Consider the following 22,933-nt stretch of genomic DNA (forward strand, 5'->3'; position numbering starts at 1 on the left):
ACGTTACAAAATTAAGAATAGTTCTTCAATAAATCTTTCAAATAGAAAATGATGTTTATAATTCCAACCGTAACTAACTGATAGTTACAAATAGTATATTAATATTCAGCTAATTAACACACTTATCAACATCTCAATAAAGCGTATTTTTACTATGTGTTAATAACAGGTGAAATTAAGGCTAAAATAACAATGTAAATACTTGTCATAAAGATAATTAACACACTTATCAACATTTCTTAAAAGGTGAATTTTAAGACTACAAAAACCTATCTAAATAGCACTGTATAGCAATATGAGATTTAAATATTCAATATAGTTGTCCACATAAATATAAATATCGAATTGTAAAGGCCTCAAAATTCAAATTAAAGGCTCTTAGAATCGAATATTTGGAATTTCACTTCTAAAATTATCAAATATCGCAGTATTGATCACAATATAGAATGGTGAGAATATCAAAGAATTTTAATGAAATGCTATAAATTAAAAAATCAAAGATGATTTTAATGCAAATCAATAGGACAAAGCTAAACTATTTTGAAGCTATACAAATAAATTACAGCAAAATTTATTCACAAAGTTTTCAAATATTTAAATGTAAGGGACTTAATTTTTAATATAAACGCTTGAGAAAACCTATACATCAACAGAAAAATTTTAAAAAAACAAATATTGCAAGTAAAACGCTTTTAAATACAAAAGATAAGGTTCGAAAAAAAAAAATTACTGAAAAGTGGAAGCGGCTATGATCATCGGCCATTACGATCTGAAGATGATATAAAAATATTTGACTGCTAATTTTTTAAAAAAAATAAAGCGACCATAGATAGAATTTTTTGAAAATAAAATTCTGATGAAGTAAATAAGAGATCCTCAAGGCGCCTAAAATCAAATTAAAGGCTTTGAAATTACAATGTAGAATAATTCATTTTTTATAAAAAAGTATATTCAATTCTAAGCGGGCTTATTTATAAAATAAACCACTTTAAAAGCTCAAATTTTTACAAAATCCAAAAAATTTTATAAAAATTCAAAGCTAAACGACTTTAATCGTAATAACATTTTCAAAAAAAAATTGAAAAATTTATTTTTTCAATTTCAAATTTCAAAAATATGATTTTTAAGAAGATGGTATTTAAGATCGGCAGGAGAGATTTCAATTAAAAATTTTGAAAATGCTGTATACACAATTACAAAAAAGACTGACCAAAGGGATCTCAGTGTAAAATGACCTAAAATTTTTCGTTTTAAATCTAGACCAATTTATAAAAAAACAAATTTCAGGTATTTAAGATTCAATATTTAGAATAATAAAAAAATAAAATCAAAATATTGAAATCTAAAGCCACTAAAATAGCCGATTAAGCTGTTTAACAGTTCATTATTTAGATTTTTAAATTAAAAAATAAGATTTATCGCATTCTAAAGGGGTTTAAAAATATTTTCAAAAGAAATAAAGCCCTTGAGAATTGAATATTTGATTTCAGTTTCAATACCTAATCAATAATCAAATTCTCAAAGACTCAAATTCAACTTGACAAAACTAAACAAAGAAAATCAAACGTATTCCACATTCTTTTTTTTTAATAAATAATAATCTTTTTTATATAAAAAGGTCTTATTGTTTATTAGTGTGTGGAAAATGGGGATAAAAGTGTGATTTTTTATTTTGATATGAAGATTTTATAAAGTTATTAACAATTTATTCACATTAATTTCATTTTAAAGGCCTGATTTTTAATTATCTGATTTTTCCTTGATTTTGTTTTCAATAAAAAAATGTGAATTTTTTTGATGTTAATTTATGTTGATAAACGAGCAGTTTTGTGCTAATAACTTTTAAGAATTTTGTGAGAAATAGGAGATATCAACAATAAAAAAAAAGTTATCATTTTTATTTAACCTTTTATTTACACGTTTTCCACATTTTTTGTTAATTTGAATAGTCAAAATGTGCTGGTCACATGTAATATTATTTTATGTCAGAAAAAAAGGTAGATTTCCTTGTAATTGGGTCTGGAATAGCGGGATTAAGCTTTGCTTTAAAAGCTGCTGATCATGGTAAAGTATTGATTGTCACAAAATCTAACGAAGATGAATCTAATACAAAATACGCACAAGGAGGAGTGGCCGCAGTTGTGGATAAGTCTGATAGCTTTGAGCAGCATATAATTGATACTCAGATTGCTGGGGATGGTTTATGCGATGTGAATATTGTGGAAAACGTAGTTCGGGAAGCTCCAGAACGTATTAACGAATTGATTTCATATGGAACTTCATTTGATAAATCGGACAGCGGATTTTATGATCTTGCGAAGGAGGGAGGTCATTCTGCCAATCGTATCTTGCATTATAAAGATATCACGGGGTATGAGATTGAAAGGTCTCTTTTGCAGAAAATACACGAGCATCCAAATATCGAAATGTTGACGCATTATTTCGCTATAGATTTAATAACACAGCACCATTTAGGTGAATTTGTCGATAAGCAAAGGAGCGATATTAAGTGTTTTGGCATCTATGCATTCAATACAAATACGCATCAGGTTGATAAGATTTTGAGCAAAACTACGGTGATGGCTTCTGGTGGTGCTGGCCATATATATGCAAGTACAACCAATCCAACTATTGCCACAGGTGACGGAATTGCCATGGTTTACCGTGCAAAAGGTAAGGTGCGAAATATGGAATTTATGCAATTTCATCCTACTGCTTTGTATAATCCGAGTGACTCACCAGCGTTTTTGGTTTCGGAAGCTGTGCGTGGTTTTGGCGGTATTCTAAGACGTATTAATGGGGATGATTTCATGGCTGAATACGATGAACGAGCTTCATTGGCACCTCGGGATATTGTGGCTCGAGCAATCGATGCCGAGATGAAAAAGTCAGGAATTGATTATGTTTATTTAGATATAACCCACCGTGAGAAGGAGGATATTATTAAACATTTTCCAAATATTTACGAGAAATGCTTGTCTATTGGACTCGACATGAGTAAGGATTTTATTCCTGTTACACCAGCTGCGCACTACTTATGCGGGGGTATCTATGTTGATGATTTTGGACGTAGCAGTATTCAAAATTTATATGCTTGTGGCGAATGTTCATCGACAGGTTTACATGGCGCAAATCGCCTAGCTTCCAACTCCCTGTTAGAAGCATTGGTATATGCGCATCGTATTTACCTGGATGCTACAAAAGTGATTTCTACAGCCGATTATGCAGTAGGAGTGCCAGAATGGGATGATTCAAAAGCAAAGCTTTCCAATGAAGATATTTTGGTTACCCATAATCTGCGAGAGTGTCAAAAAGTGATGAGTGATTATGTTGGCATTGTACGTTCAGATTTTAGATTAGAACGAGCACTCAATCGATTGCATTTATTGTATGGGGAGACTGAAGACTTTTATAGGCATACTAAATTGTCAGTTAAACTATGTGAGCTTAGAAATGTGATACAGGTGGCTTTCATTGTGACAAAATCTGCTTTGTTAAGAAAAGAAAGTAGGGGACTGCATTTTACAACAGATTATCCGCAACATGCTGATACTTTAACAGATACTTTATTTTAGAACAATTATGGCCTTCATATTACCAGTAAAGGGTATTAGCCCTAAATTTAAAGATAACTGCTTTATAGCGCCTAATTGTACTATTGTAGGTGATGTTGAGCTGGGAGAGCATTGTTCAGTTTGGTTTAATGCTGTCGTAAGAGGAGATGTAAATTATATCCGTATCGGTAATTATACCAATATTCAGGATGGGGTTGTTATTCATTGTACGTATCAAAAGGCTGGTACAACGATCGGTAACTATGTGAACATCGGCCATCAGGCGATGGTACATGGTTGTGTTGTACATGATTATGTGCTGATAGGTATGGGGGCCATTGTTATGGATAATGCTGTGCTAGAAAGCCATGTTATTATTGCAGCAGGAGCTGTTGTTTTGGAAAATACAGTATGTGAATCGGGGTATTTATATGCTGGAGTGCCGGCTAAAAAAATAAAAGCGATAACTGATGAACAAAAGTTATTGTTACAGCAGTTACCGCATAATTATGTGCTTTATAGTTCCTGGTTTGATTAATTCAAGTCGTTCAGTTCCTGTAAACTGAACGATTCATTTTGCTCCCAGTTAGCACGTATTGTAAAGGTTTTGTTTAAATATACTAGGGGTTCTGGTTGCGTTGATTTATAAACTTCTCCAGGATCCCAAATGCCATTCTTGTTATCGTCGCGTATTATTCTGATGGAATATTTACCACCGGGGAACTCTTTATAAGCTACTTTCCCGATTGAATTATTGAGAATATCTCTTCGGAATACTTTTTCTTTTTTCTCATCAATAAGTTCTACGATGTACTGTCTTGCACTGTCAATGGCAGTAAAAGTAAACGTTATATCGCCGTAATTATCACTATCATCATAAGCGAGTGTCAGCTTTTTCTCTTTATTTTTTTCACCGAAATAGCCTTGCATTGCGCCTTCTTCAAGAATAATTTCATAGTTTTTTTGCTTTCTCCAATTGTATCTTAAGTGATAAAGATTGGCAACATTAGTATCCAATTGGAGTTGAAAATTTGTTTTAGCAATGCTATCTTCTATCAATTTTACTTTGCTTTTATCTATTAATTTTATAGGTGTTAAAGATGATATTGTTAGATGTTTTACGCGGTCAACTTTACCTGTAGATGGAGAAGTTGTTGGAACAATTGATCTATCTAATTTCAGATTCGATTTCTTTACCAATATGGTATCAAGTACTGTATTGTTTTCTGATAAGACAAATTTTAAAGAATCTCTTTCCAGGTTATTAATAAAAATTAACGCTGAATCCTGTGCTTCCGAGTACTTAACAATTTTTGATTTATCATTTTCATCATCATTTAGTAGCACTAAGTTTGGCTTTTTAATACCCCTATTGAAAACTAAATGTATTCGTCCTGTGTTTTCAATTTTCTTGTCAACTACTCTAAATTTAAGTGGTGTACCTTTTGATATTTGAAGATTAATATTCGTTAGGTCTTTGTCCAATACAATGGAGTCTTTTAAGAAACCGATTAGTTCATCTGCGCCGTTATAGATACGGTCATTATTTGTTTCCTTTAGTGCATAAATGCGATAGGTATTAGCTCTTAGATTACTTATTTTAAAATTGCCAATTGTATCTGTTTGCGCAAAAATATTGGCTTTCTTTTTGCCAAATATAGAATCCTGACTGACTGGAATTAGTAATACCCGGACTTCCTTTTCTTTCTCCTTTGTCAAAGCGTTGGTTACATTTCCTGATATTGATAATGAATCAATCTGATCTCCTGTTGCAAATACATAACTGTAATTGATGATTGGATTACTCGCATTATAATCAACGAGACCCTTTCCAAAATTGATGGTATAGGTTGTATTCTGTTCTAAAGAATCTGGTAAGGTAATTTCGAGTACTTTCTTTTTAATTTTAAATTGTGGTGGCTTATCCATATCAGGAGAAACACTGATTTCCTTTTGCTGATTATTGAGTTTAATATACTCATCTAATGTGATGCTAATTTTTTTCTCTTTGAAATTTTTTGAGAAATTCTTAGGAAACTCATTGAGTACAACCGGTGCAATTGAATCTTTCGGTCCACCTGTTGGCTGCTTTATGCTTGCACATTGCACAGTTAATAAAATCAGAGAAGAAAACAAGCTTAAAAGCACTAACCTTGTGATTAGTGTGCTTTTAATGCTTTTTAAGCTTGTTTTATTTTTTTTTGAATGTTGACTCATAAATGAAATAATAATACTTTATATCGCTTTATTTTGCATTGATAATATTTATTATACAAGTAACTGTAAATCAGATTATTATGACATATGTACCATTAAAACACTGATATCGGATGGTGATACACCTGATATTCTGGATGCCTGGCCCAATGTTCTTGGTTTTACCTGAGCTAGTTTTTGTCTTGCTTCTATCGACAACGAAACTAAGGAAGAATAATCAAAATCTGGATTGATTTCTCTATCTTCCATTTTTTTCATTCTGTTTACGATTTCCATTTCTTTCTCGAAGTAGCTTTCATATTTGACTTTGATTTCCGCCTGCTCTATTGTCTCTTTGTCAAACTGGTTTAAATAGGATCCAAAATCTGAATCACCTTTCGCGAGGTCATAGATATTGATTTGTGGTCTTCCTAGTAAATTAACCAATTTTGTTTTTTGTGAAATCAAGCTTGATCCAACTTCGTCTAAGATAGGATTCATCTTATCTACTGTTGTTGAATTTTGTTTAAGATACTGAATAATATGATCTGAATTTTTAATTTTCTCATTTACTTTATTCAGTCGCTCATCTCCTACTAATCCTAATTTATGGGCAATCGGTGTTAATCTGATATCTGCATTATCTTGTCTTAGCAGTAAGCGGTGTTCTGCTCTGGAAGTAAACATGCGGTATGGCTCATCAGTTCCTTTTGTTACTAAGTCATCAATTAGTACGCCTATATAAGATTCAGATCTTTTTAAGATTAGTTCTTTATCATCATTAATGCGTTGATGTGCGTTGATACCTGCAATGAATCCTTGCGCTGCTGCTTCTTCATAACCTGTAGTACCATTAATCTGTCCTGCAAAAAAGAGATGCTTTACAATGAGTGTTTCCAAAGTTAGATCAAGTTGCATAGGTGGAAAGAAATCATATTCTATAGCATAACCTGGTCTGTACATTCTTGCATTTTCAAAACCTGGGATCAATTGTAAAGCTTTTTGTTGCACGTCTTCCGGTAAAGAAGTGGAGAAGCCATTAACATAAATTTCATTGGTAGTCCATCCTTCTGGTTCTACAAAAATCTGATGTCTTTCACGTTCTGCAAAGCGATTGATTTTGTCTTCTATCGAAGGACAGTAACGTGGGCCGAGACCTTTAATTCTACCTGTGAACATAGGCGATCTTTCAAAACCTGTTTTCAACATTTCATGTACTTTATCATTGGTATATGTGATCCAGCAACAGCGTTGCTCTGTCGGTAATGGAGTATCTGTATAAGAGAACCGACCTCGATTATCGTCGCCCCATTGCTCTTCCATCAAGGCATAATTTAAGCTTCTTCCATCGATTCGCGGAGGTGTTCCGGTTTTCATTCTACCGGACTCGAAGCCTAGTGATACAAGTTGTTCTGTTAAACCTGTTGCTGCCTTCTCTCCTGTTCTCCCGCCACCGAATTTCTTTTCGCCAATGTGAATGACTCCATTTAGAAAAGTTCCATTTGTTAGGACTACTGCGTCTGCTTCTATTTCTATTCCTAAAGAAGTGATGACACCGCAAGCTTTTCCATTTTTAACGATCACTTCTTTCACGGTATCTTGCCACATGTCTAATGTTGGCAGAGCTTCCAGTTGTAATCTCCATTCTTCTGCGAATCGCATACGATCATTCTGCGTTCTGGGACTCCACATGGCAGGTCCTTTCGACAGATTAAGCATTCTAAATTGAATAGTTGATTTATCTGCGATGATACCCGTATAGCCACCCATGGCATCAATCTCTCTTACGATTTGTCCTTTTGCTACTCCACCTATTGCTGGATTACAACTCATCTGTGCGATTACTCCCATATTCATTGTAATGAGAAGTACAGATGAACCTAGGTTTGCAGCTGCCGCCGCGGCTTCACAGCCGGCATGTCCTGCACCAACTACGATAACGTTATATTTTTTAAACATCTTATTTTATTTCAAAGTTCCACGTGAAACGGCGGAATTGATTGTTTAGTTTTTATTATTTATGACACTACGTTTCACGTGAAACGTAGTGTGTTATTTTTACATCAGTTCTGCTAGACTCAACCATCTTTCAGATTTGACGTCTATACTATTTTGTATATCTTCTATTTCTTTTGCTATACTTGATAGTTGTACATGGTCAACCGTAGAATGAAGTGTATCGTTTTTTTCTACCAAGAGTTCTTCCAATTGCTGTATTTCTTTTTCCAGTTTATCGTACTCCAATTGCTCTTTATATGAAAGCTTTTTCTTTTCTTCCTTTACTTCTTCTTTCTTTTGAACAGGAATATCTTTTTTCTGTTTTTGTTCTTTTAGTAAGATATCCTGCTCTGTTTTATAATCGGCATAATTACCATTATAGATATCAATTTTTCCCTCTCCCTCAAATATGAATAATTGCTCTGTCAATTTATCTAGTAGATATCTATCGTGAGAAACTAATATAAGTACGCCATTATAGTTCATTAAGAAATCTTCTAGAACATTTAAGGTGTCAATATCAAGATCGTTTGATGGCTCATCGAGTATTAGGAAGTTCGGGTTTAACATCAGCACGCGCATTAGTTGTAGACGCTTACGCTCACCCCCACTCAACTTGCTTACAAAACCAAATTGTTTTTCAGGAGGAAACAAAAAGTGTGTCAACAATTGTGAAGCAGTGATCACTTCACCATTTGCCATCTTGATATATTCTGCTACATTTTTTACAACATCTAGAACTCGATCTCCTTCACTTACTTCTAAACCACCTTGTTTGTAATATCCATAAACGGTCGTTTCACCTACAGCAATACTACCACTAGTCGGTACTTCATTTTTGGTAATTAAATTTAGAAAAGTAGATTTACCTGTTCCATTCTTACCGGCTAATCCAATACGGTCACCTTTTTTGAAAACATAAGAGAAATCACTGATGATGACTTTATCTCCATAATTTTTAGAGACATTTTCCAATTCTAAAATTTTAGAGCCTTGTCTACTTATTTTAACACTTAACTGAACAGAGTCATTTGCTTTTTGAGCTTTGGATTTATCTTCAAGCTCATAGTAAGCATCTATTCTAGATTTTGATTTTGTACCACGTGCTTGCGGCTGTCTTCTCATCCATTCTAGTTCCCGACGTAATAGATTTCTACTTCTTTCTACCATTACTGCGTCGATCGCTTCGCGATCAGATTTTTTCTCGAGGAAGTATGAATAGTTTCCTTTATAAGTAAACAGCTTTCCCCTATCCAATTCTCTGATCTCTGTACAAATGTTATCTAAAAAATAACGATCATGGGTAACCAGTAATACAGTTTTATTTCCTGTTGTCAAAAGTTTTTCAAGCCATTCTATTGTTTCAATATCCAAATGGTTGGTAGGCTCATCTAGAATGTAAACATCCGGTTCGTCTATTAAAAGTTTTGCTAGAGCTAGTCGCTTACGTTGTCCTCCCGAAAGACTCTTTATATCTTGATGAAAATCGACAATATTAAGTCTATTCAAAATAGTCTTAATATTATACTCATACTCCCATGCATTGAGGGTTGTTATTTTTTCTGTCAGCTCTTCTAATTTATTCTGATCAATTTCTGGCATAGCCAAAAGCTCTTCATAATCTCTAATTAATCGCTGTTCTTCGTTGTCAGTTGAATATATAAAATCGTTAATGGAGGTTAATCCATCATATTTAGGATCTTGATCTAAAAAACCAATCTTGATACCTTTTTCTTTAACAACTTTTCCGGAGGTAGGCTCTAATTTGCCACCTAATATGGAGAGAAGGGTTGATTTTCCTGTTCCGTTGATACCTACTAAGGCTACTCGATCCCCTTTTAGAAGTCCAAAATGTAAATCTTTAAAAAGCCATCTATCATGAAATGAATGACTTACTTGTTCAGTTGCTAATATACTCACGTTAATTTCCTAATTTTTCTTGTTCAATAAATTGCATAATTTATACATAAGAAAAACATAAAATACTGATTATTAGTATTTTGTGTTTTTCTTGTGTTTTTCAATACACCTCTATGTATTAAAAACTATGAATGTCTACCCTCTAGTATAAATAACTTTGATGGTAGTAAATTATATGCAAAAGTTAGCACATTGCTAACGTATTATTTTATTAAGAATAAATGACAGTTGGTCATTTAATAGGAGATTTTAAATGTTGGTCCCTAGCAACAGTATGTCCAAGTTATTCAAGCAGATTTTATCACATGTAAAATCAATCGCGATGAATAAGGAAGATATATGAATTTGATTATTTAGAAAATAATTTCCACTCACAAATGTATCACGCAAAAGTAAGTAATTTTCGCCTTTTATATGTAATCTTTGGAGAAGATCTGGATAAGATGAAATGCAGGTGATAATGATCTAGTTCAATACGTAATTTGCAATCAAGTTAAATCTAGGGATGTCAACTTTGAATGAAGAGTCGTCTATCAATTTGATCATATTAAAGTAACCTTCCATATAGCCCATCTCACTTTTTAAATTGCATCCTGATGTATATTGATGCATTTGACCTGGCTCAATAATGGGCTGTTCTCCGACCACACCGTCACCATATACTTCATTATGATCTCCGATTGAATCGAAAATATCCCAGTAGCGGCTCATGAGCTGAATACTTGAATCACTTAAGTTTTCTATACTTATTAGATAAGCAAACATAAAATGATCTCTTTCTGGATTAGAATATTCAGGTTGAAAAACGCATTCTACTGAAATTTTTATTCCTTCTGTTATTTGAGTTGTCATATATAGTTTTTTTGCTATGCAACTAAGTTACTAATAATGAGTTTAAATACTCAAAAAAATGATAAGGTTTTACATTATATTGAAAAATGCATCTGTTATGAAAGACAATTTAGTAGGTTTGTAAATATGCAAAAAGGTACACTATTTTTGATTCCGGTTCCTCTTAGCGAGGAAGCATCAGCAAAATCTTTCACTTCCTATTTAGTGGAGACAATAAATAGCTTGGATGAATATATTGTAGAGAATGAGAAGACAGCACGTAAGTTTCTTAAACAAGCTGGACTTAATATTCCTCAAAAGGATTTGATCATTTATGATTATGGTAAGCATGCAAGAGATAAAGGAAACATTAAAGATTTTTTCAAGGGCTTACTAGCAGGTAAAAATGTCGGTCTCATGTCCGAAGCTGGTTGCCCAGGTGTTGCTGACCCCGGTGCTGATATTGTGGCTGAAGCACATCGTCAAGGAATTAAGATTGTGCCATTAGTTGGGCCTAGTTCTATTTTATTAGCCTTAATGGCTTCGGGTTTTAGTGGACAAAAATTTGCTTTCCAAGGATATCTACCTATTGATAAAACAGATCGTTCAAGACGTATAAAAGAATTGGAACTACAGGCATCAAAGGAAGATCAGACACAAATTTTTATAGAAACTCCTTTCAGAAATAATCAATTACTGGCCGAATTATTAAAAACATGTAAAGGACAAACTAAACTTTGTGTTGCATGTGATCTCACAGATGATGCTGAATTTATTAAAACATTGACTATTGATCAATGGAAAAAGAGATCCGATGATTTTCATAAAAGACCTGCTATATTTTTGCTTTACTAGTAATGGTCTCCCCTACCCTAGTGTGGTAAGTTCGCATACTGAAATTAAAAACCTCACTGAGGTGTTTTAAACGGGGTGAAATACGGTGAGTAAGTACTTATTTACTCTGTTATTTTATCTGTTGATAACGAATAGTTTTTGAAACGCGTTGTATTAAATGATTCCATGTAGATTGCAATCATTATCTCAGTTGTATACGGCATACTATGCTTTTGAAATACACGTCTGATTATTAATTAGATATATTTTTTATATGAACTTTATTTTTCATAAAACTTGCTAAGTTGCAGGAATACAGTTGGATAATAATCTAATAAATCCCCCACTCTTTCACTATTTGGGAATAGGTTAAAGCTTTTAATATAAATATCATTTTAAGGGTAATTGATCAAAATCGACGAATAAAGAATTTAAAAGAATTGGTATCTTTACTGCATAACGAGAATTAGCACAGATGGATCAAGTAGAATTACAAGAACAGTTATTGAAGGAAATTTCAAAGCCGGAGTTTATCTATACAGTAATTGCAATTTATATTATTCGTATTGTTATTTGGCTGTTTTTAGCCAATACGATGAGAAAGACATTATTATTGGTGTCAGAAGAAAATCAATGTATAAAACCTAATCAGGTATTTGGTATCGCTATTCCTTTATTTAATATTTATTGGAATTTTGAAGTAGCAAGACGTTTACGGGATTCGTTAATTAATGAATTTTTTGATCGTAAAATCGCTGTAGATGAATCTCCGACATTTAAGAAAGGTTCACTATATGGCTGGATATATTTGGCGACAAATATTCCATTACCCCCATTTATATCTGTTGTTGCTATTATTTTTCATTTTGTAACCATGATTAATTATTGGGTTGATATCAAAAATTATAAGCGTATATTAGAGCAACATAATACTTTTAGGGATCAAGAAGAATTAGAGAATAAACATGAAGATTAAGGAAATTACTGCTTATCTGGAAAGGATAGCACCATTAGATCTACAGGAGTCGTATGACAATTGCGGTTTAATCGTGGGAGATCCGGATCAAGAACTTTCAAAAATATTGATTTCTTTAGATTGTACTGAAGAGGTAGTTGATGATGCAATTGCTAAAGGATGTAATTTAATTGTTTCTCATCATCCTATTGTTTTTAAAGGTCTGAAGAAATTTAATGGTAACAATTACGTAGAGCGTACTGTTATAAAAGCAATTCAACATGATATTGCGCTGTATGCTATTCATACGAATCTGGATAATATAACAGGTGGTGTTAATTCAAAGATAGCCTCCCTGTTAAATCTTCAAAATCAGGCTATTTTAGAACCTAAATCTAATCTTTTGTATAAACTTGTGGTCTATGTCCCACGAAGCCATGTCGAATTGGTTAGAGAAGCTCTATTTGATGCTGGCGCAGGTAAAGTTGGGACCAAATACGATCAATGCAGTTTTAATAATGCCGGTTATGGTACATTTAGACCTCATGGCGAAGCACAACCAACTATTGGGGAAATTGGGCTACAAGAAAGAGTGGAAGAGACCAGAATTGAAGTTGTTTATACAAAAGCTATTGAACGTAAAGTTCTTTTGGCTATGTATGAATCACATCCTTATGAAGAAGTTGCTTACGATACGCTTAAACTGGAAAATAAAAATCAAGAAGTCGGAGCTGGAGTTATTGGAAATTTAGAAAGTCCTATGTCTGAACAGGATTTTTTAGCCTATTTAAAAAATAATTTAAACCTGCAGGTTATTAGACATACTGCTCTACAGGGTAAACCTGTGTCAAGGGTTGCCGTATGTGGTGGTGCCGGTGGATTTTTATTAAATACCGCAAAGCGGTCTGGAGCGGATTTTTTTGTTACAGCCGATTATAAATATCATGAATTTTTTGATGCAGAAAATCAAATTGTGATTGCAGATATCGGTCATTATGAAAGCGAACAATTTACGCAAGAATTATTGTTCGATATAATTACAGAAAAATTTCCTAACTTTGCAGTCCTAATAACAGAAGTAGATACAAATCCTATAAAACACTATTGTTGATGGAACAAACCGTAGAACAAAAATTGAAAGCATTATGGTTATTACAGGCCATACATACTAAAGTAGATAAAATTCGCCAAATTAGAGGAGAATTACCTATCGAGGTTGCAGATCTTGAAGATGAAATTGCGGGTTTAGAAACACGTATCGAAAAGATCAGAACAGACTTAGATGAGTTAGAAGATTCGATCGTTAAGCGTAAGAACATGATTAAAGACGCTCAATTGGCTATCAAAAAATATGAAAGTCAACTGAACGAAGTAAAAAATAATCGTGAATATGATGCTATTTCGAAAGAAATTGAAATTCAAGGATTAGAAATCCAAGTTTGTGAAAAAAGAATTAAAGAATTCGAATTCGAAATTCGCAATAAAACAGAAAACTACGATACGACAGTATCTAATTTAGAGTATAGTAAAGGTGAGTTAGAAGGTAAAAAGAAAGAATTGGAAACAATTACTTCTGAAACTCAAAAAGATGAAGATGATTTGTTGGCTAAAGCTGAAAAAGCGGAAGCTAACATTGATGAACGCTTAAATAAAGTTTATTACCGTTTACGTAATTCATTCAAGAATGGTCTTGCAGTTGTTTCAATTGACCGTGATAGCTGTTCAGGATGTCATAATAAAATTCCTGCACAACTACAATCTGAGATTCGTCAACGTAAGAAAATTATTATCTGTGAACACTGTGGACGTGTTTTAGTAGACGAAGGTGTTGTTTTAGAAATAGAACAAGACTACGGTTTCTAAAAAACAGCCTTATATTGATATTTAAGCCCCAATTTTTTAATTGGGGCTTTTTTATTGCAACTTAATTGATATACATAATTTATTGATAAATTATTGGTTATTTTTACAGCACAATAAAAACCCTATTTTATCTTTAAATATATGTTAAAACCTAAACTTCGATTTTTAGGATTAGTAATGGCTTTATCGGGTGCTTTTTCAGTAGAAGCACAAGAAACTTTGTTATTGAGAAGTCCTAGTATTAGCGCCGAAAATATTGCTTTCGTATATGGAGGTGATATTTGGATTTCGGATAAATCTGGAGCAAATCCAAGAAGATTAACGACAAATCCTGGTGTTGAACAAAGCCCCATCTTCTCACCGGATGGAAAACAGATTGCTTTTACGGGTAATTATGATGGTAATACAGACGTTTATGTCATGCCGATTGAAGGTGGTGAACCTAAACGTATTACTTTTCATCCCGCATCTGATGTGCTGCGAGGCTGGCTAAATAATAATGAAGTATATTATACCACAACCCGCGAATACAATTATGCATTAAGTCCACGTTTATATTCTTCATCTGTTACTGGATTGACATTGGACAAATCGCTTCCTATGCCAGAGGCTTATCAGGGTAGCCCTTCTAAAGATGGACGCTATTGGGCTTATATAAAAAATACAGATCCTACGGAACGTGACCGTGTTGCTTTTAAGCGCTATAGAGGCGGTGGTATGCCATCCATTTGGATTTTCGACACAAAGAGTAATCAAATCGAAATAATCCCTGGAGAGCGCTGCAATGACGTTAAGCCGGTATGGTTGGATAATAAGGTTTACTTCCTTTCAGATAGAGATAAAATTGTCAATATTTTCTCGTACGATGTCAAATCAAAAAAAATCGATAAAATTACCAATTTTACTGACTATGACGTCAGAACATTGACGGGCAACGGATCGGAATTGACCTTTGAACAAGAAGGAAGAGTACACATTTACAATATCAATTCAAAGTCTTCTACAGCATTAAAAATTAATGTGAGTAATGATGCGTTGTATAAAAGACCACATTATGATAATATGCGTGATGATATTCGCACTTTGAACATTTCCCCTACCGGGCAACGTGCTCTTATAGAAGCGAGAGGAGAAATATTCTCTGTACCTAAAGAAAAAGGCGAAGCGCGCAATATTTCAAATTCTCCAGGCGCACATGACCGCTTTCCAAGCTGGTCTCCGAACGGGAAATGGATTTCCTATATTTCGAGTGAAAAAGGGAAATATGTACTTCAATTACGCGATCAATTTGGAAAAGATGAACCTCTAATGTATACTTTAGGTGAAGCTAATTTTTATTTTGAACCTACCTGGTCTCCTGATTCTAAGAAATTGTTTTATAACGATTCTCACTTGAATTTATTTTACATTGATATCGATAGTAAAAAGATAGTCAAGGTAGATTCGGATACAGAAAGTGCTCAGACTGGACGTGTTTTTAATCATTTCCAACCAAGTTGGTCACCTGATTCGAAGTGGATTTCTTACATTAAAACACTTCCAAATTCCGTTTCGGCAGTATTTTTATATCATCTTGACAGTAAAAAAAGCACACAGATTACCGATGGTATGAGTGCGGTTCGATCGACTTCATTTAGTCGAGATGGTAAGTATCTTTTTTTCACAGCAAGTACAAATGTAGGACTAACAAATTCTGGACTGCATATGTCAGCAACAGAGCGTCGTGCTAATTATGAAGCATATGCATTCATTTTATCCAGTAAAACACCTTCTATTTTCAAAAATGAAAGTGATGAAGAAACGATAAAAGAAGAGAAAGAGGAGTCGGAAAAGCCTAAAGAAACAGCAAAGGCTAATAAAAAGAAAAAAGACGAGAAGAAAGAAGAACCAAACAAAGAACCTTCAAAACCTGCGGTACAGCCTACAGAAATAGATTTTGATCATATCAATAATCGAATTGTTGCGCTTCCATTAGGTGATGGTATTTATGGTATCAATGGATCTGTCGTCAATCAATTGACATATGTCAAGAATGGGACACTCTATGCTTATGATTTTACAGATTTCAAAGAAAAAGATCTTGTCGCAGGTATCCGCTCATATGCTATCAGTGCCGACGGTAAGAAAATGATTATTCAGACCAGTGCAGGTATTAATATTGTAACAGCAGGTCAAAAAGTGGCAAGTCCTACAACTGGTGTATTGAAATTGGATAATATCAAACAATTAGTTGATCCTGTTGCTGAGTGGAAACAAATATTCGATGAAGTATGGGCAATGCAGAAAGATTATTTCTACGTTGAAAATATGCATGGAGCAGATTGGAATGCTGTAAAAACGAAATATGAGAAGTTCTTGCCTTATGTAAGTCACCGTTCTGATTTAGGTTATTTATTGAACGAAATGATGGGCGAAATGGTTGTTGGACATAATTATATTTATCCAGGTGATCAACCTAGTGGTCCTTCGGTTAGTGTGGGTGTTTTAGGAGCTGATTATTCTATTGATAAAGGTTTTTATAAGCTTGATAAGATTTTTACACGCTTAGATTGGAATCCATCATTTAAAGCGCCTTTGTCTGAACCGGGATTAAATATCAAATCGGGAATGTACTTAGTAGCAGTAAATGGTACAGCAGTTACTGCCGATATGGACTTGTACAGTTTATTTGATAATACTGTTGGTAAACAGGTAAGTATTAAAGTCAATACAAAACCTAGTTTAGTTGGAGCTAAAGAATATGTGGTTAAACCAATATCATTTTCTGATGAGATGAGTTTAAGAAGCACCGAGTGGATGGAGCGGAACAGAAAACGTGTGGAAGAATTAAGCAAGGGTCAGATCGCGTATATTTATATGCCTAATACAGGTGGAGAAGGATACACTGCTTTCAATCGCTATTATTTCTCTCAGATGGATAAAAAAGCGGTATTAATTGATGAGCGTAATAATGGTGGCGGTTGGGTGGCCGATTACGTTATCGATTTATTATCCCGTGATTTAATCGCTGGATGGGGAATACGTGACGGAAAGGGATTCAATACGCCAGGTAATGGAATTTATGGGCCAAAAGCAATGATTATTAATGAAAATGCGGGTTCCGGAGGAGATATGATGCCTTATATGTTCCGCCACAAAGGATTAGGAAAATTGGTAGGCCGTACCACTATGGGTATTTTAGTTGGTATCAGCGGTTATCCTCCTTTATTGGATGGAGGAAGAATCACTTCACCAAACTTTGGTGTATACGATTTGAAAGGCAATTATATCATCGAAAATGAAGGTGTTGCTCCAGATATTTTCGTCGAGCAAACACCTAAGGATTTGATAGAAGGTCGTGATCCACAATTGGAAAAAACGGTTCAGATCTTGTTGGAAGAAATGAAAAATTATCCCTACAAGAACATGAAAAAACCGGCTGATCCAATTCGGGTTAATTAATTGAAAAATATGGAAATCCCGTTTCATTTTAAATGAAACGGGATTTTTTTGGTTTACAGGTTTCTATATCCAGATAGACGTTGTTCTAGATGCAGCATGATAGCTTAAAGTAGATCTTTTAGAAGATTTTGAGGTAATAAATTTTAATTGTAATATATTTATGAAATAAATTAAAAGTACTACATGGAAGAATTAGTGACAAAGATAAATCCCGGAAAATCTTTATTTAGATTATTGCTTTACATGATCGTTTTGGGTGTAAGTATTCAATTGGTATTGATGGGATTATCACTATTGGTTATGAAGATTTTGTCTCCCGAGAGCCCGTTCAGTTTATCTTTTTTTCAAGAAAATACAGTGGCACTCAAAGGGATGTTGTTGATCAGTAGTGTTACAACATTTATTTTACCAGCTTGGATCTTATATCGTAGCGAATCAGGCATTCATCCCTATTTTGAAAGAATAAATAAGGTTTCATCATTACAATATCTTTTTGTCTTTGCGGCCATGCTATGTTTCATTCCTATGATGTCATTGCTTGCGTATTGGAATGAATCTATGCAATTGCCCGATAGTCTTCGAGGTGTACAGCAGTGGATGCGTGCTAGTGAAGATAGTGCCGCTGTAATGACTAAACAAATTGTAGAGGAGTCAACTTGGGGCGGTTTATTGATCAATCTGATCATTTTAGCAGTGGTGCCAGCCGTAGGTGAAGAAATGGTTTTTAGAGGCTGTCTACAAAACATTTTTGGTCGTTGGATATGGAATAAGCACGTGGTCATTTGGTTAGTAGCAATAATCTTTAGTGCATTTCATATGCAGTTCTTTGGATTTATTCCTAGAATGCTTCTTGGTGCCTTTTTTGGATATCTCTATGTTTGGAGTAGAAACATATATTTGCCTATTTTTGGCCATTTTATTAATAATGCAAGTGCCACCATTACAGCGTTTTATTATACAAGAAAAGGGATACCTTTCGAAGAAATGAATAACTTTGAACAAGAACCAATTTGGGTTTACCTTGCAAGCTTAATATTTACTGTTATTTTTGTAGTATTATATTATCGTTCAACTAAAAAAATCCCATATGGAGCAAGGCTGGAAGAAGATTAAAGTTTATACTAATGCAATAGAAGCTGAGATCGTTAAACAAATGTTAGAAGAAAGCGGGATACCTGCTATTGTATTAAATAAGCAGGACTCATCATACCTTGTATTTGGTAAGATTGAGCTTTATGTGAATCAACAAGATGAGCAACAGGCATTAGTTTTAATCGAATCTACGACAGAAAGCGAAGATTAGTATGAAAACTAGAGCTATTACAGGATTTTTCTTTATCATCGTCATGGTTGGGGCTATGCTGCTGGGCGACGCAGTTTTCCTTGGATTTTTTTCTTTATTAAGCGCCTGGTGTCTGTATGAGTTTTATGGTATTGTTAGCTCAGAAGATCGTAGACCAAGTAAAGCTTTAGGTATATTGACTACAGTTGTTTTATTTAGTACAACAGCGTTATATAGTTTAGGCATTTTTGAGGCGAAGTATATTTTGTTATGCATCCCTTTTCTTTTAGCGATCTATATACAAGCTCTTTATCAAAAGCGTGATTTCCCCTTTAATGATATCGGCTTTACCATTTTAGGTATTCTGTATGTTGGATTTCCTTTTTATTGTTTTACAAGATTAGGCTATATAGGTGGCTCATTTAATCATTTTTTACCTTTGGGTTTTATGATTTTACTTTGGACGAGTGATACAGGGGCTTATTTAGCTGGGAGATCCTTGGGAAAACATAAACTTTTTGAGCGAATTTCTCCAAAGAAAACCTGGGAAGGTTTTATTGGTGGTATTGTATTGGCAGTTCTTGTATCTTTATGTTTAGCACATTATTTTGAAACAATACCGCAATGGCAATGGATTATTGTAGCAATGATAATTGCTGTATTTGGTACATTGGGTGATTTGGTAGAATCGATGCTTAAAAGAAGCTTAAATGTGAAAGATTCTGGACATATATTACCTGGACACGGAGGTTTATTAGATCGATTCGACGGTTTATTAATCGCTGGACCTTTGGTATATTTATTTTTGTTTTTAGTAAATTAAGATCATATTTATGGGACATATTAATCAAAATACGTTTAAATTTTTAAAAGATTTACAAAATAACAATACCCGTGAATGGTTTGCAGAAGAGAAAGAACGTTATGAAGCGGCTTTAGCTGATGTTCGTTTGTTTGTGGCTGATTTGATTAATAGCCTGTCTCAATTTGATCCTCATATTACGACCGATATTCAGGCTAATAAATGTTTGTTTCGTATCTATCGTGATACGCGTTTTTCAAAAGACAAAACACCCTATAAAAATTGGTTCGGTGCAGGTATTTCCAAAGATGGCCGTAAATTGGACGGACCAGAATATTATATCCACATCTCTCCAGATAATTCATTTATTGCCTGTGGTTACTGGAGACCAGAAAAAAAACATTTAGATGCTATTCGTCAGGAAATAGATTATAACGAAGAGAAATTTAATGCAATTATAGCAGATTTACAGAAAAAAAGTGGTCTTACTTTAGAAGAAGAAGACAAACTAAAACGCCCCCCTGCTGGTTATGAGGCAACACATCCTTCAATTGAATTTTTAAAATTAAAGAGCTTTGTTGCACACAAAAGCTTATCCAATAGCGCTCTGACTGATAAAAATGCTTTGAATAATATCATTGCATTATATAAAACAATGCTTCCTTTGAAGCAGTATCTACACGAAGCTATTGATAATGATTAGTTGTTATTGAGGTAAGCTAATTTTACCCATACAGACTGCAGGAGAATCTTTTATTTGACTTACATTGTCTCGGTCGCCAACCAATGTTTCATTAGCCAGTAGGGCAAATAACACAGCTTCTTTAGCGTCGGGATCAATGCCTAGTATTCCAAATGAGGAGACTTTATGATGAGGCAATCCTGCTTTGATTTTAGCGACCAATAGCGGATTGTGTAAACCTCCCCCACTGATGTAGATATGTACATTGCTTAATGTTTTTGATAGCTTATGGATTGCGTCAATGATGCATGTTGCAGTAAATTGATTTAAAGTGGCCATGATATCTTCAGGAATCATATAAAGATTATTGGATGCTATCTGACATTTTTTTAGATAATCCAAATTAAAGAGCTCCGGACCAGTTGTTTTAGGGAATTCATCTTGTAGAAATGGTTCTTTTAAAAGCTCATTTAAAAGTCCCTCATTGATAGTTCCTTGTGTAGCGATGTTTGCATCCTTATCCATCTCTATATCAAATTTTTCTTTTGCAAACTGATTCATAATGGTATTTCCGGGGCCAATATCTGTTGCAAAAGCTTTCAAATCACTTTCTTGGCTAGGTATAAATGTATAATTAGCAATGCCACCGATATTCAATAAAAATCGATTTTCTTTCCTATCCGAAAACAGTAAGTAATCGCCGTAGGCCGCCAGAGGTGCACCTTCACCACCTGCAGCGATGTGTTTTTGTCTAAAATCTGATAGTGTAATAATACCAGTTTTTACAGCAATATGATCGCCATCCCCGATTTGAAGAGTGCTGTTGGGCATTAATTGATCATCTGTAAGGCTTTGTGGAGCGTGGTATACTGTCTGCCCATGGCTAGCAATACAATCAATTTCTGAATGTGGAATCCCCCATTTTTCAAGAGCCTGATTAATCAGTGCTGCATGTACATTTCCGACGTAAGCATGAAGTCCGCAGAGCAGCTGTTGATCAATTGTACGCTTTGCAAAAACACCTCTTACGTATTTTCTAAACTCATCCTGATAGTCCATTGTAATAAAATTATCCACGCTAATTTGTGTAGACTTACCACTATTACTTATTCTACAAAGTGCAATATCAAGACCATCCAATGAAGTCCCTGACATAAGTCCTATTATAAAACGACTATCTTTTTTTGCGATTTTGTAAAGCTTTTCAATCATTGAGTTCATACCTTAAAAGTAGGAACAAAATATGATAGAGTACACAAGATTTTTGTGATATAAATATATTTTGTAACTTCATGGCGTAATTAAATAGAAGATTAAAAAAAAGTAAAATGAATTTTCCAGCAGAATTAAAATACACTAAAGATCACGAATGGATTCGTGTTGAAGGTGATGAGGCCGTTATTGGTATTACTGATTTCGCACAACGTGAGTTAGGTGATATCGTATTTGTAGACATCAACACAATTGGTGAAGAAGTGGCTGCAAACGAAATCTTTGGAACAATCGAGGCAGTAAAAACGGTTTCTGATTTATTCATTCCTGTTACAGCAACAGTGTTAGCTGTTAACGAGGCAATCGATGCATCACCAGAATTAGTAAACTCAGATCCTTATGGAGAGGGTTGGATTATTCGTATCAAATTAAATGATGTAGCTGACGTTGATGCTTTATTAACTGCTGATCAATATAAAGAAGAAATTAACGCGTAATTTTAACATTTACGTTCAATAAAACCACAAAAGAGCTGTCATTGACAGCTCTTTTGTGGTTTATAGGATTTCTATTTTGCTGGTGACTTCAACCTCTTCATTTTTTACTTTTGTTTCGAGCGTAAGCGCTTTTAAATAATGAGTTTTAGGATTTAATAGGTATTGGCCAGTGATTGATCCGACAGTTTGGCCTTCTGCCGTTATACTTCCTTCTGAAGTAATCGATATACCCTCTGCTGAGATACTTTTTAGGGTGTATGTTTGTTCTATTGGGCCTAGAGACTTATTATTTGCTGTTGCTTTCCATTGTTCTCCAACTTTTAATTCTCTATTTGGGTATTCAAACGCTGCTTCTTTGAGCATATTGGCATCAAACAGATCATTATCATCAGGTAAATCTTCGACATCTTTTATTTTTCCATTTAAACCCATCACAGCCACGATAGGGGTCTCCAGCAAAGTTTTAACTTTTTCATGGATCTGTTTGGAAAGTTCATTGGCTTCCGGATTCTTGGAATCATAGTTGACGGTCATCATTCCTGCATCCATTGCCATGATCATTGCTGTATATTTCGTTGCATAGGTCAATGTACTGTCTGTAGCATTGGTGTTTGTTGTCTCGCACAACATGGTTGCATCGATCATAGTACTTTGAGCACCAGCATTGACATCTATAGTCATGTGCATTTTTTGTGAAAAGGGATTATTAAGATCGGGTTTCAGCTTTAATAAAACTTTGTCTTGAGCAATTAATGTCGTAATAATAAAGAACGACAAAAAAGCGAGCGATAGGGTCTTGATCATTTAAGATTAGTTAGTAAAATATCCCCTAAATTAAAAAAGACCTTTGGTATTACCAAAGGTCT

18 protein-coding genes are annotated in these 22,933 nt (G+C 34.1%); 12 read left to right on the plus strand and 6 right to left on the minus strand.

All coding sequences use genetic code 11. The features are described 5' to 3' along the window. Nucleotides 1–1,982 precede the first annotated feature (1,982 nt). The gene (gene nadB / locus HCX49_RS20250) at nt 1,983–3,575 is read left to right on the plus strand and encodes an L-aspartate oxidase (protein WP_168127991.1); all 1,593 of its coding nucleotides are present in this window, start codon (nt 1,983–1,985) and stop codon (nt 3,573–3,575) included. Nucleotides 3,576–3,582: 7 nt separating this feature from the next. After that, entirely contained in the window at nt 3,583–4,092 is a 510-nt protein-coding gene (locus HCX49_RS20255; RefSeq protein WP_132771751.1) for a gamma carbonic anhydrase family protein, read from the plus strand. On the opposite strand, the gene HCX49_RS20260 is transcribed toward HCX49_RS20255, so the two are convergent. From HCX49_RS20260 to apaG, 4 genes are all read right to left on the minus strand, one after another. Then, complete coding sequence (locus HCX49_RS20260; protein WP_232789371.1) at nt 4,089–5,663, minus strand: Ig-like domain-containing domain; 1,575 nt, start codon at nt 5,661–5,663, stop codon at nt 4,089–4,091. The genes HCX49_RS20255 and HCX49_RS20260 overlap by 4 nt on opposite strands. A 186-nt stretch (nt 5,664–5,849) precedes the next feature. Further along, the gene (gene mnmG / locus HCX49_RS20265) at nt 5,850–7,709 is read right to left on the minus strand and encodes a tRNA uridine-5-carboxymethylaminomethyl(34) synthesis enzyme MnmG (protein ID WP_132771753.1); all 1,860 of its coding nucleotides are present in this window, start codon (nt 7,707–7,709) and stop codon (nt 5,850–5,852) included. 99 nt (nt 7,710–7,808) lie between these two features. Further along, complete coding sequence (locus tag HCX49_RS20270; RefSeq protein ID WP_168127992.1) at nt 7,809–9,668, minus strand: ABC-F family ATP-binding cassette domain-containing protein; 1,860 nt, start codon at nt 9,666–9,668, stop codon at nt 7,809–7,811. Nucleotides 9,669–10,133: 465 nt separating this feature from the next. Beyond that, nucleotides 10,134–10,520: a Co2+/Mg2+ efflux protein ApaG gene (gene apaG, locus HCX49_RS20275; protein ID WP_168127993.1), complete on the minus strand. Its 387-nt coding sequence runs from the start codon at nt 10,518–10,520 to the stop codon at nt 10,134–10,136. A 126-nt stretch (nt 10,521–10,646) separates the two neighbouring features. On the opposite strand from apaG, the gene HCX49_RS20280 reads away from it, so the two are divergent. The 9 genes from HCX49_RS20280 to HCX49_RS20320 all read left to right on the plus strand — a co-directional run bounded on the left by HCX49_RS20280 (nt 10,647) and on the right by HCX49_RS20320 (nt 20,379). Then, on the plus strand, nt 10,647–11,354 hold the full coding sequence (locus HCX49_RS20280) for an SAM-dependent methyltransferase (protein WP_168127994.1): 708 nt from the start codon (nt 10,647–10,649) through the stop codon (nt 11,352–11,354). Between the two features lie 454 nt (nt 11,355–11,808). After that, complete coding sequence (locus HCX49_RS20285; protein ID WP_021189291.1) at nt 11,809–12,309, plus strand: hypothetical protein; 501 nt, start codon at nt 11,809–11,811, stop codon at nt 12,307–12,309. Next, nucleotides 12,299–13,399: a Nif3-like dinuclear metal center hexameric protein gene (locus HCX49_RS20290; protein ID WP_168127995.1), complete on the plus strand. Its 1,101-nt coding sequence runs from the start codon at nt 12,299–12,301 to the stop codon at nt 13,397–13,399. The genes HCX49_RS20285 and HCX49_RS20290 overlap by 11 nt, the downstream gene beginning before the upstream one ends. Beyond that, nucleotides 13,399–14,151 (plus strand): zinc ribbon domain-containing protein, encoded by a 753-nt coding sequence (locus HCX49_RS20295; protein ID WP_021189289.1) that lies wholly within the window; start codon nt 13,399–13,401, stop codon nt 14,149–14,151. The genes HCX49_RS20290 and HCX49_RS20295 overlap by 1 nt, the downstream gene beginning before the upstream one ends. Before the next feature lie 141 nt (nt 14,152–14,292). Next, on the plus strand, nt 14,293–17,592 hold the full coding sequence (locus HCX49_RS20300; protein ID WP_168127996.1) for a S41 family peptidase: 3,300 nt from the start codon (nt 14,293–14,295) through the stop codon (nt 17,590–17,592). A 183-nt stretch (nt 17,593–17,775) separates the two neighbouring features. After that, the gene (locus HCX49_RS20305) at nt 17,776–18,705 is read left to right on the plus strand and encodes a CPBP family intramembrane glutamic endopeptidase (RefSeq protein WP_132844973.1); all 930 of its coding nucleotides are present in this window, start codon (nt 17,776–17,778) and stop codon (nt 18,703–18,705) included. After that, nucleotides 18,680–18,895, plus strand: coding sequence for a DUF2007 domain-containing protein (locus HCX49_RS20310; RefSeq protein WP_021189284.1), 216 nt, complete (start codon nt 18,680–18,682; stop codon nt 18,893–18,895). The genes HCX49_RS20305 and HCX49_RS20310 overlap by 26 nt, the downstream gene beginning before the upstream one ends. Nucleotide 18,896: 1 nt before the next feature. Further along, complete coding sequence (locus HCX49_RS20315; RefSeq protein ID WP_132771758.1) at nt 18,897–19,697, plus strand: phosphatidate cytidylyltransferase; 801 nt, start codon at nt 18,897–18,899, stop codon at nt 19,695–19,697. Nucleotides 19,698–19,707: 10 nt separating this feature from the next. Next, nucleotides 19,708–20,379 (plus strand): DUF2461 domain-containing protein, encoded by a 672-nt coding sequence (locus HCX49_RS20320; protein ID WP_132771759.1) that lies wholly within the window; start codon nt 19,708–19,710, stop codon nt 20,377–20,379. A 3-nt stretch (nt 20,380–20,382) separates the two neighbouring features. Here HCX49_RS20320 and HCX49_RS20325 read toward each other — a convergent pair whose 3' ends face one another. Further along, a complete protein-coding gene (locus HCX49_RS20325) occupies nt 20,383–21,570 on the minus strand; it encodes an anhydro-N-acetylmuramic acid kinase (protein ID WP_317166849.1) in 1,188 nt (395 codons plus the stop codon). 116 nt (nt 21,571–21,686) lie between these two features. Between HCX49_RS20325 and gcvH the strand changes: the two genes are divergently transcribed. Continuing rightward, complete coding sequence (gene gcvH / locus HCX49_RS20330) at nt 21,687–22,067, plus strand: glycine cleavage system protein GcvH (protein WP_021189281.1); 381 nt, start codon at nt 21,687–21,689, stop codon at nt 22,065–22,067. A gap of 60 nt (nt 22,068–22,127) precedes the next feature. On the opposite strand, the gene HCX49_RS20335 is transcribed toward gcvH, so the two are convergent. Further along, the gene (locus tag HCX49_RS20335) at nt 22,128–22,871 is read right to left on the minus strand and encodes a DUF6263 family protein (protein ID WP_132771761.1); all 744 of its coding nucleotides are present in this window, start codon (nt 22,869–22,871) and stop codon (nt 22,128–22,130) included. Nucleotides 22,872–22,933: the final 62 nt, after the last annotated feature.

The sequence above is a fragment of the Sphingobacterium sp. B16(2022) genome (assembly GCF_012030425.1).
Taxonomy (GTDB): Bacteria; Bacteroidota; Bacteroidia; order Sphingobacteriales; family Sphingobacteriaceae; genus Sphingobacterium; species Sphingobacterium anhuiense.

What these genes read in the sequence shown, in the direction of transcription:
- nadB (WP_168127991.1), top strand. Translation starts at nt 1,983, where the DNA reads ATGTCAGAAAAAAAGGTAGATTTCCTTGTAATTGGGTCTGGAATAGCG.
- HCX49_RS20255 (WP_132771751.1), top strand. Translation starts at nt 3,583, where the DNA reads ATGGCCTTCATATTACCAGTAAAGGGTATTAGCCCTAAATTTAAAGAT.
- mnmG (WP_132771753.1), bottom strand. Translation starts at nt 7,709, where the DNA reads ATGTTTAAAAAATATAACGTTATCGTAGTTGGTGCAGGACATGCCGGC.
- apaG (WP_168127993.1), bottom strand. Translation starts at nt 10,520, where the DNA reads ATGACAACTCAAATAACAGAAGGAATAAAAATTTCAGTAGAATGCGTT.
- HCX49_RS20280 (WP_168127994.1), top strand. Translation starts at nt 10,647, where the DNA reads ATGCAAAAAGGTACACTATTTTTGATTCCGGTTCCTCTTAGCGAGGAA.
- HCX49_RS20285 (WP_021189291.1), top strand. Translation starts at nt 11,809, where the DNA reads ATGGATCAAGTAGAATTACAAGAACAGTTATTGAAGGAAATTTCAAAG.
- HCX49_RS20290 (WP_168127995.1), top strand. Translation starts at nt 12,299, where the DNA reads ATGAAGATTAAGGAAATTACTGCTTATCTGGAAAGGATAGCACCATTA.
- HCX49_RS20295 (WP_021189289.1), top strand. Translation starts at nt 13,399, where the DNA reads ATGGAACAAACCGTAGAACAAAAATTGAAAGCATTATGGTTATTACAG.
- HCX49_RS20300 (WP_168127996.1), top strand. Translation starts at nt 14,293, where the DNA reads ATGTTAAAACCTAAACTTCGATTTTTAGGATTAGTAATGGCTTTATCG.
- HCX49_RS20305 (WP_132844973.1), top strand. Translation starts at nt 17,776, where the DNA reads ATGGAAGAATTAGTGACAAAGATAAATCCCGGAAAATCTTTATTTAGA.
- HCX49_RS20310 (WP_021189284.1), top strand. Translation starts at nt 18,680, where the DNA reads ATGGAGCAAGGCTGGAAGAAGATTAAAGTTTATACTAATGCAATAGAA.
- HCX49_RS20315 (WP_132771758.1), top strand. Translation starts at nt 18,897, where the DNA reads ATGAAAACTAGAGCTATTACAGGATTTTTCTTTATCATCGTCATGGTT.
- HCX49_RS20320 (WP_132771759.1), top strand. Translation starts at nt 19,708, where the DNA reads ATGGGACATATTAATCAAAATACGTTTAAATTTTTAAAAGATTTACAA.
- HCX49_RS20325 (WP_317166849.1), bottom strand. Translation starts at nt 21,570, where the DNA reads ATGATTGAAAAGCTTTACAAAATCGCAAAAAAAGATAGTCGTTTTATA.
- gcvH (WP_021189281.1), top strand. Translation starts at nt 21,687, where the DNA reads ATGAATTTTCCAGCAGAATTAAAATACACTAAAGATCACGAATGGATT.
- HCX49_RS20335 (WP_132771761.1), bottom strand. Translation starts at nt 22,871, where the DNA reads ATGATCAAGACCCTATCGCTCGCTTTTTTGTCGTTCTTTATTATTACG.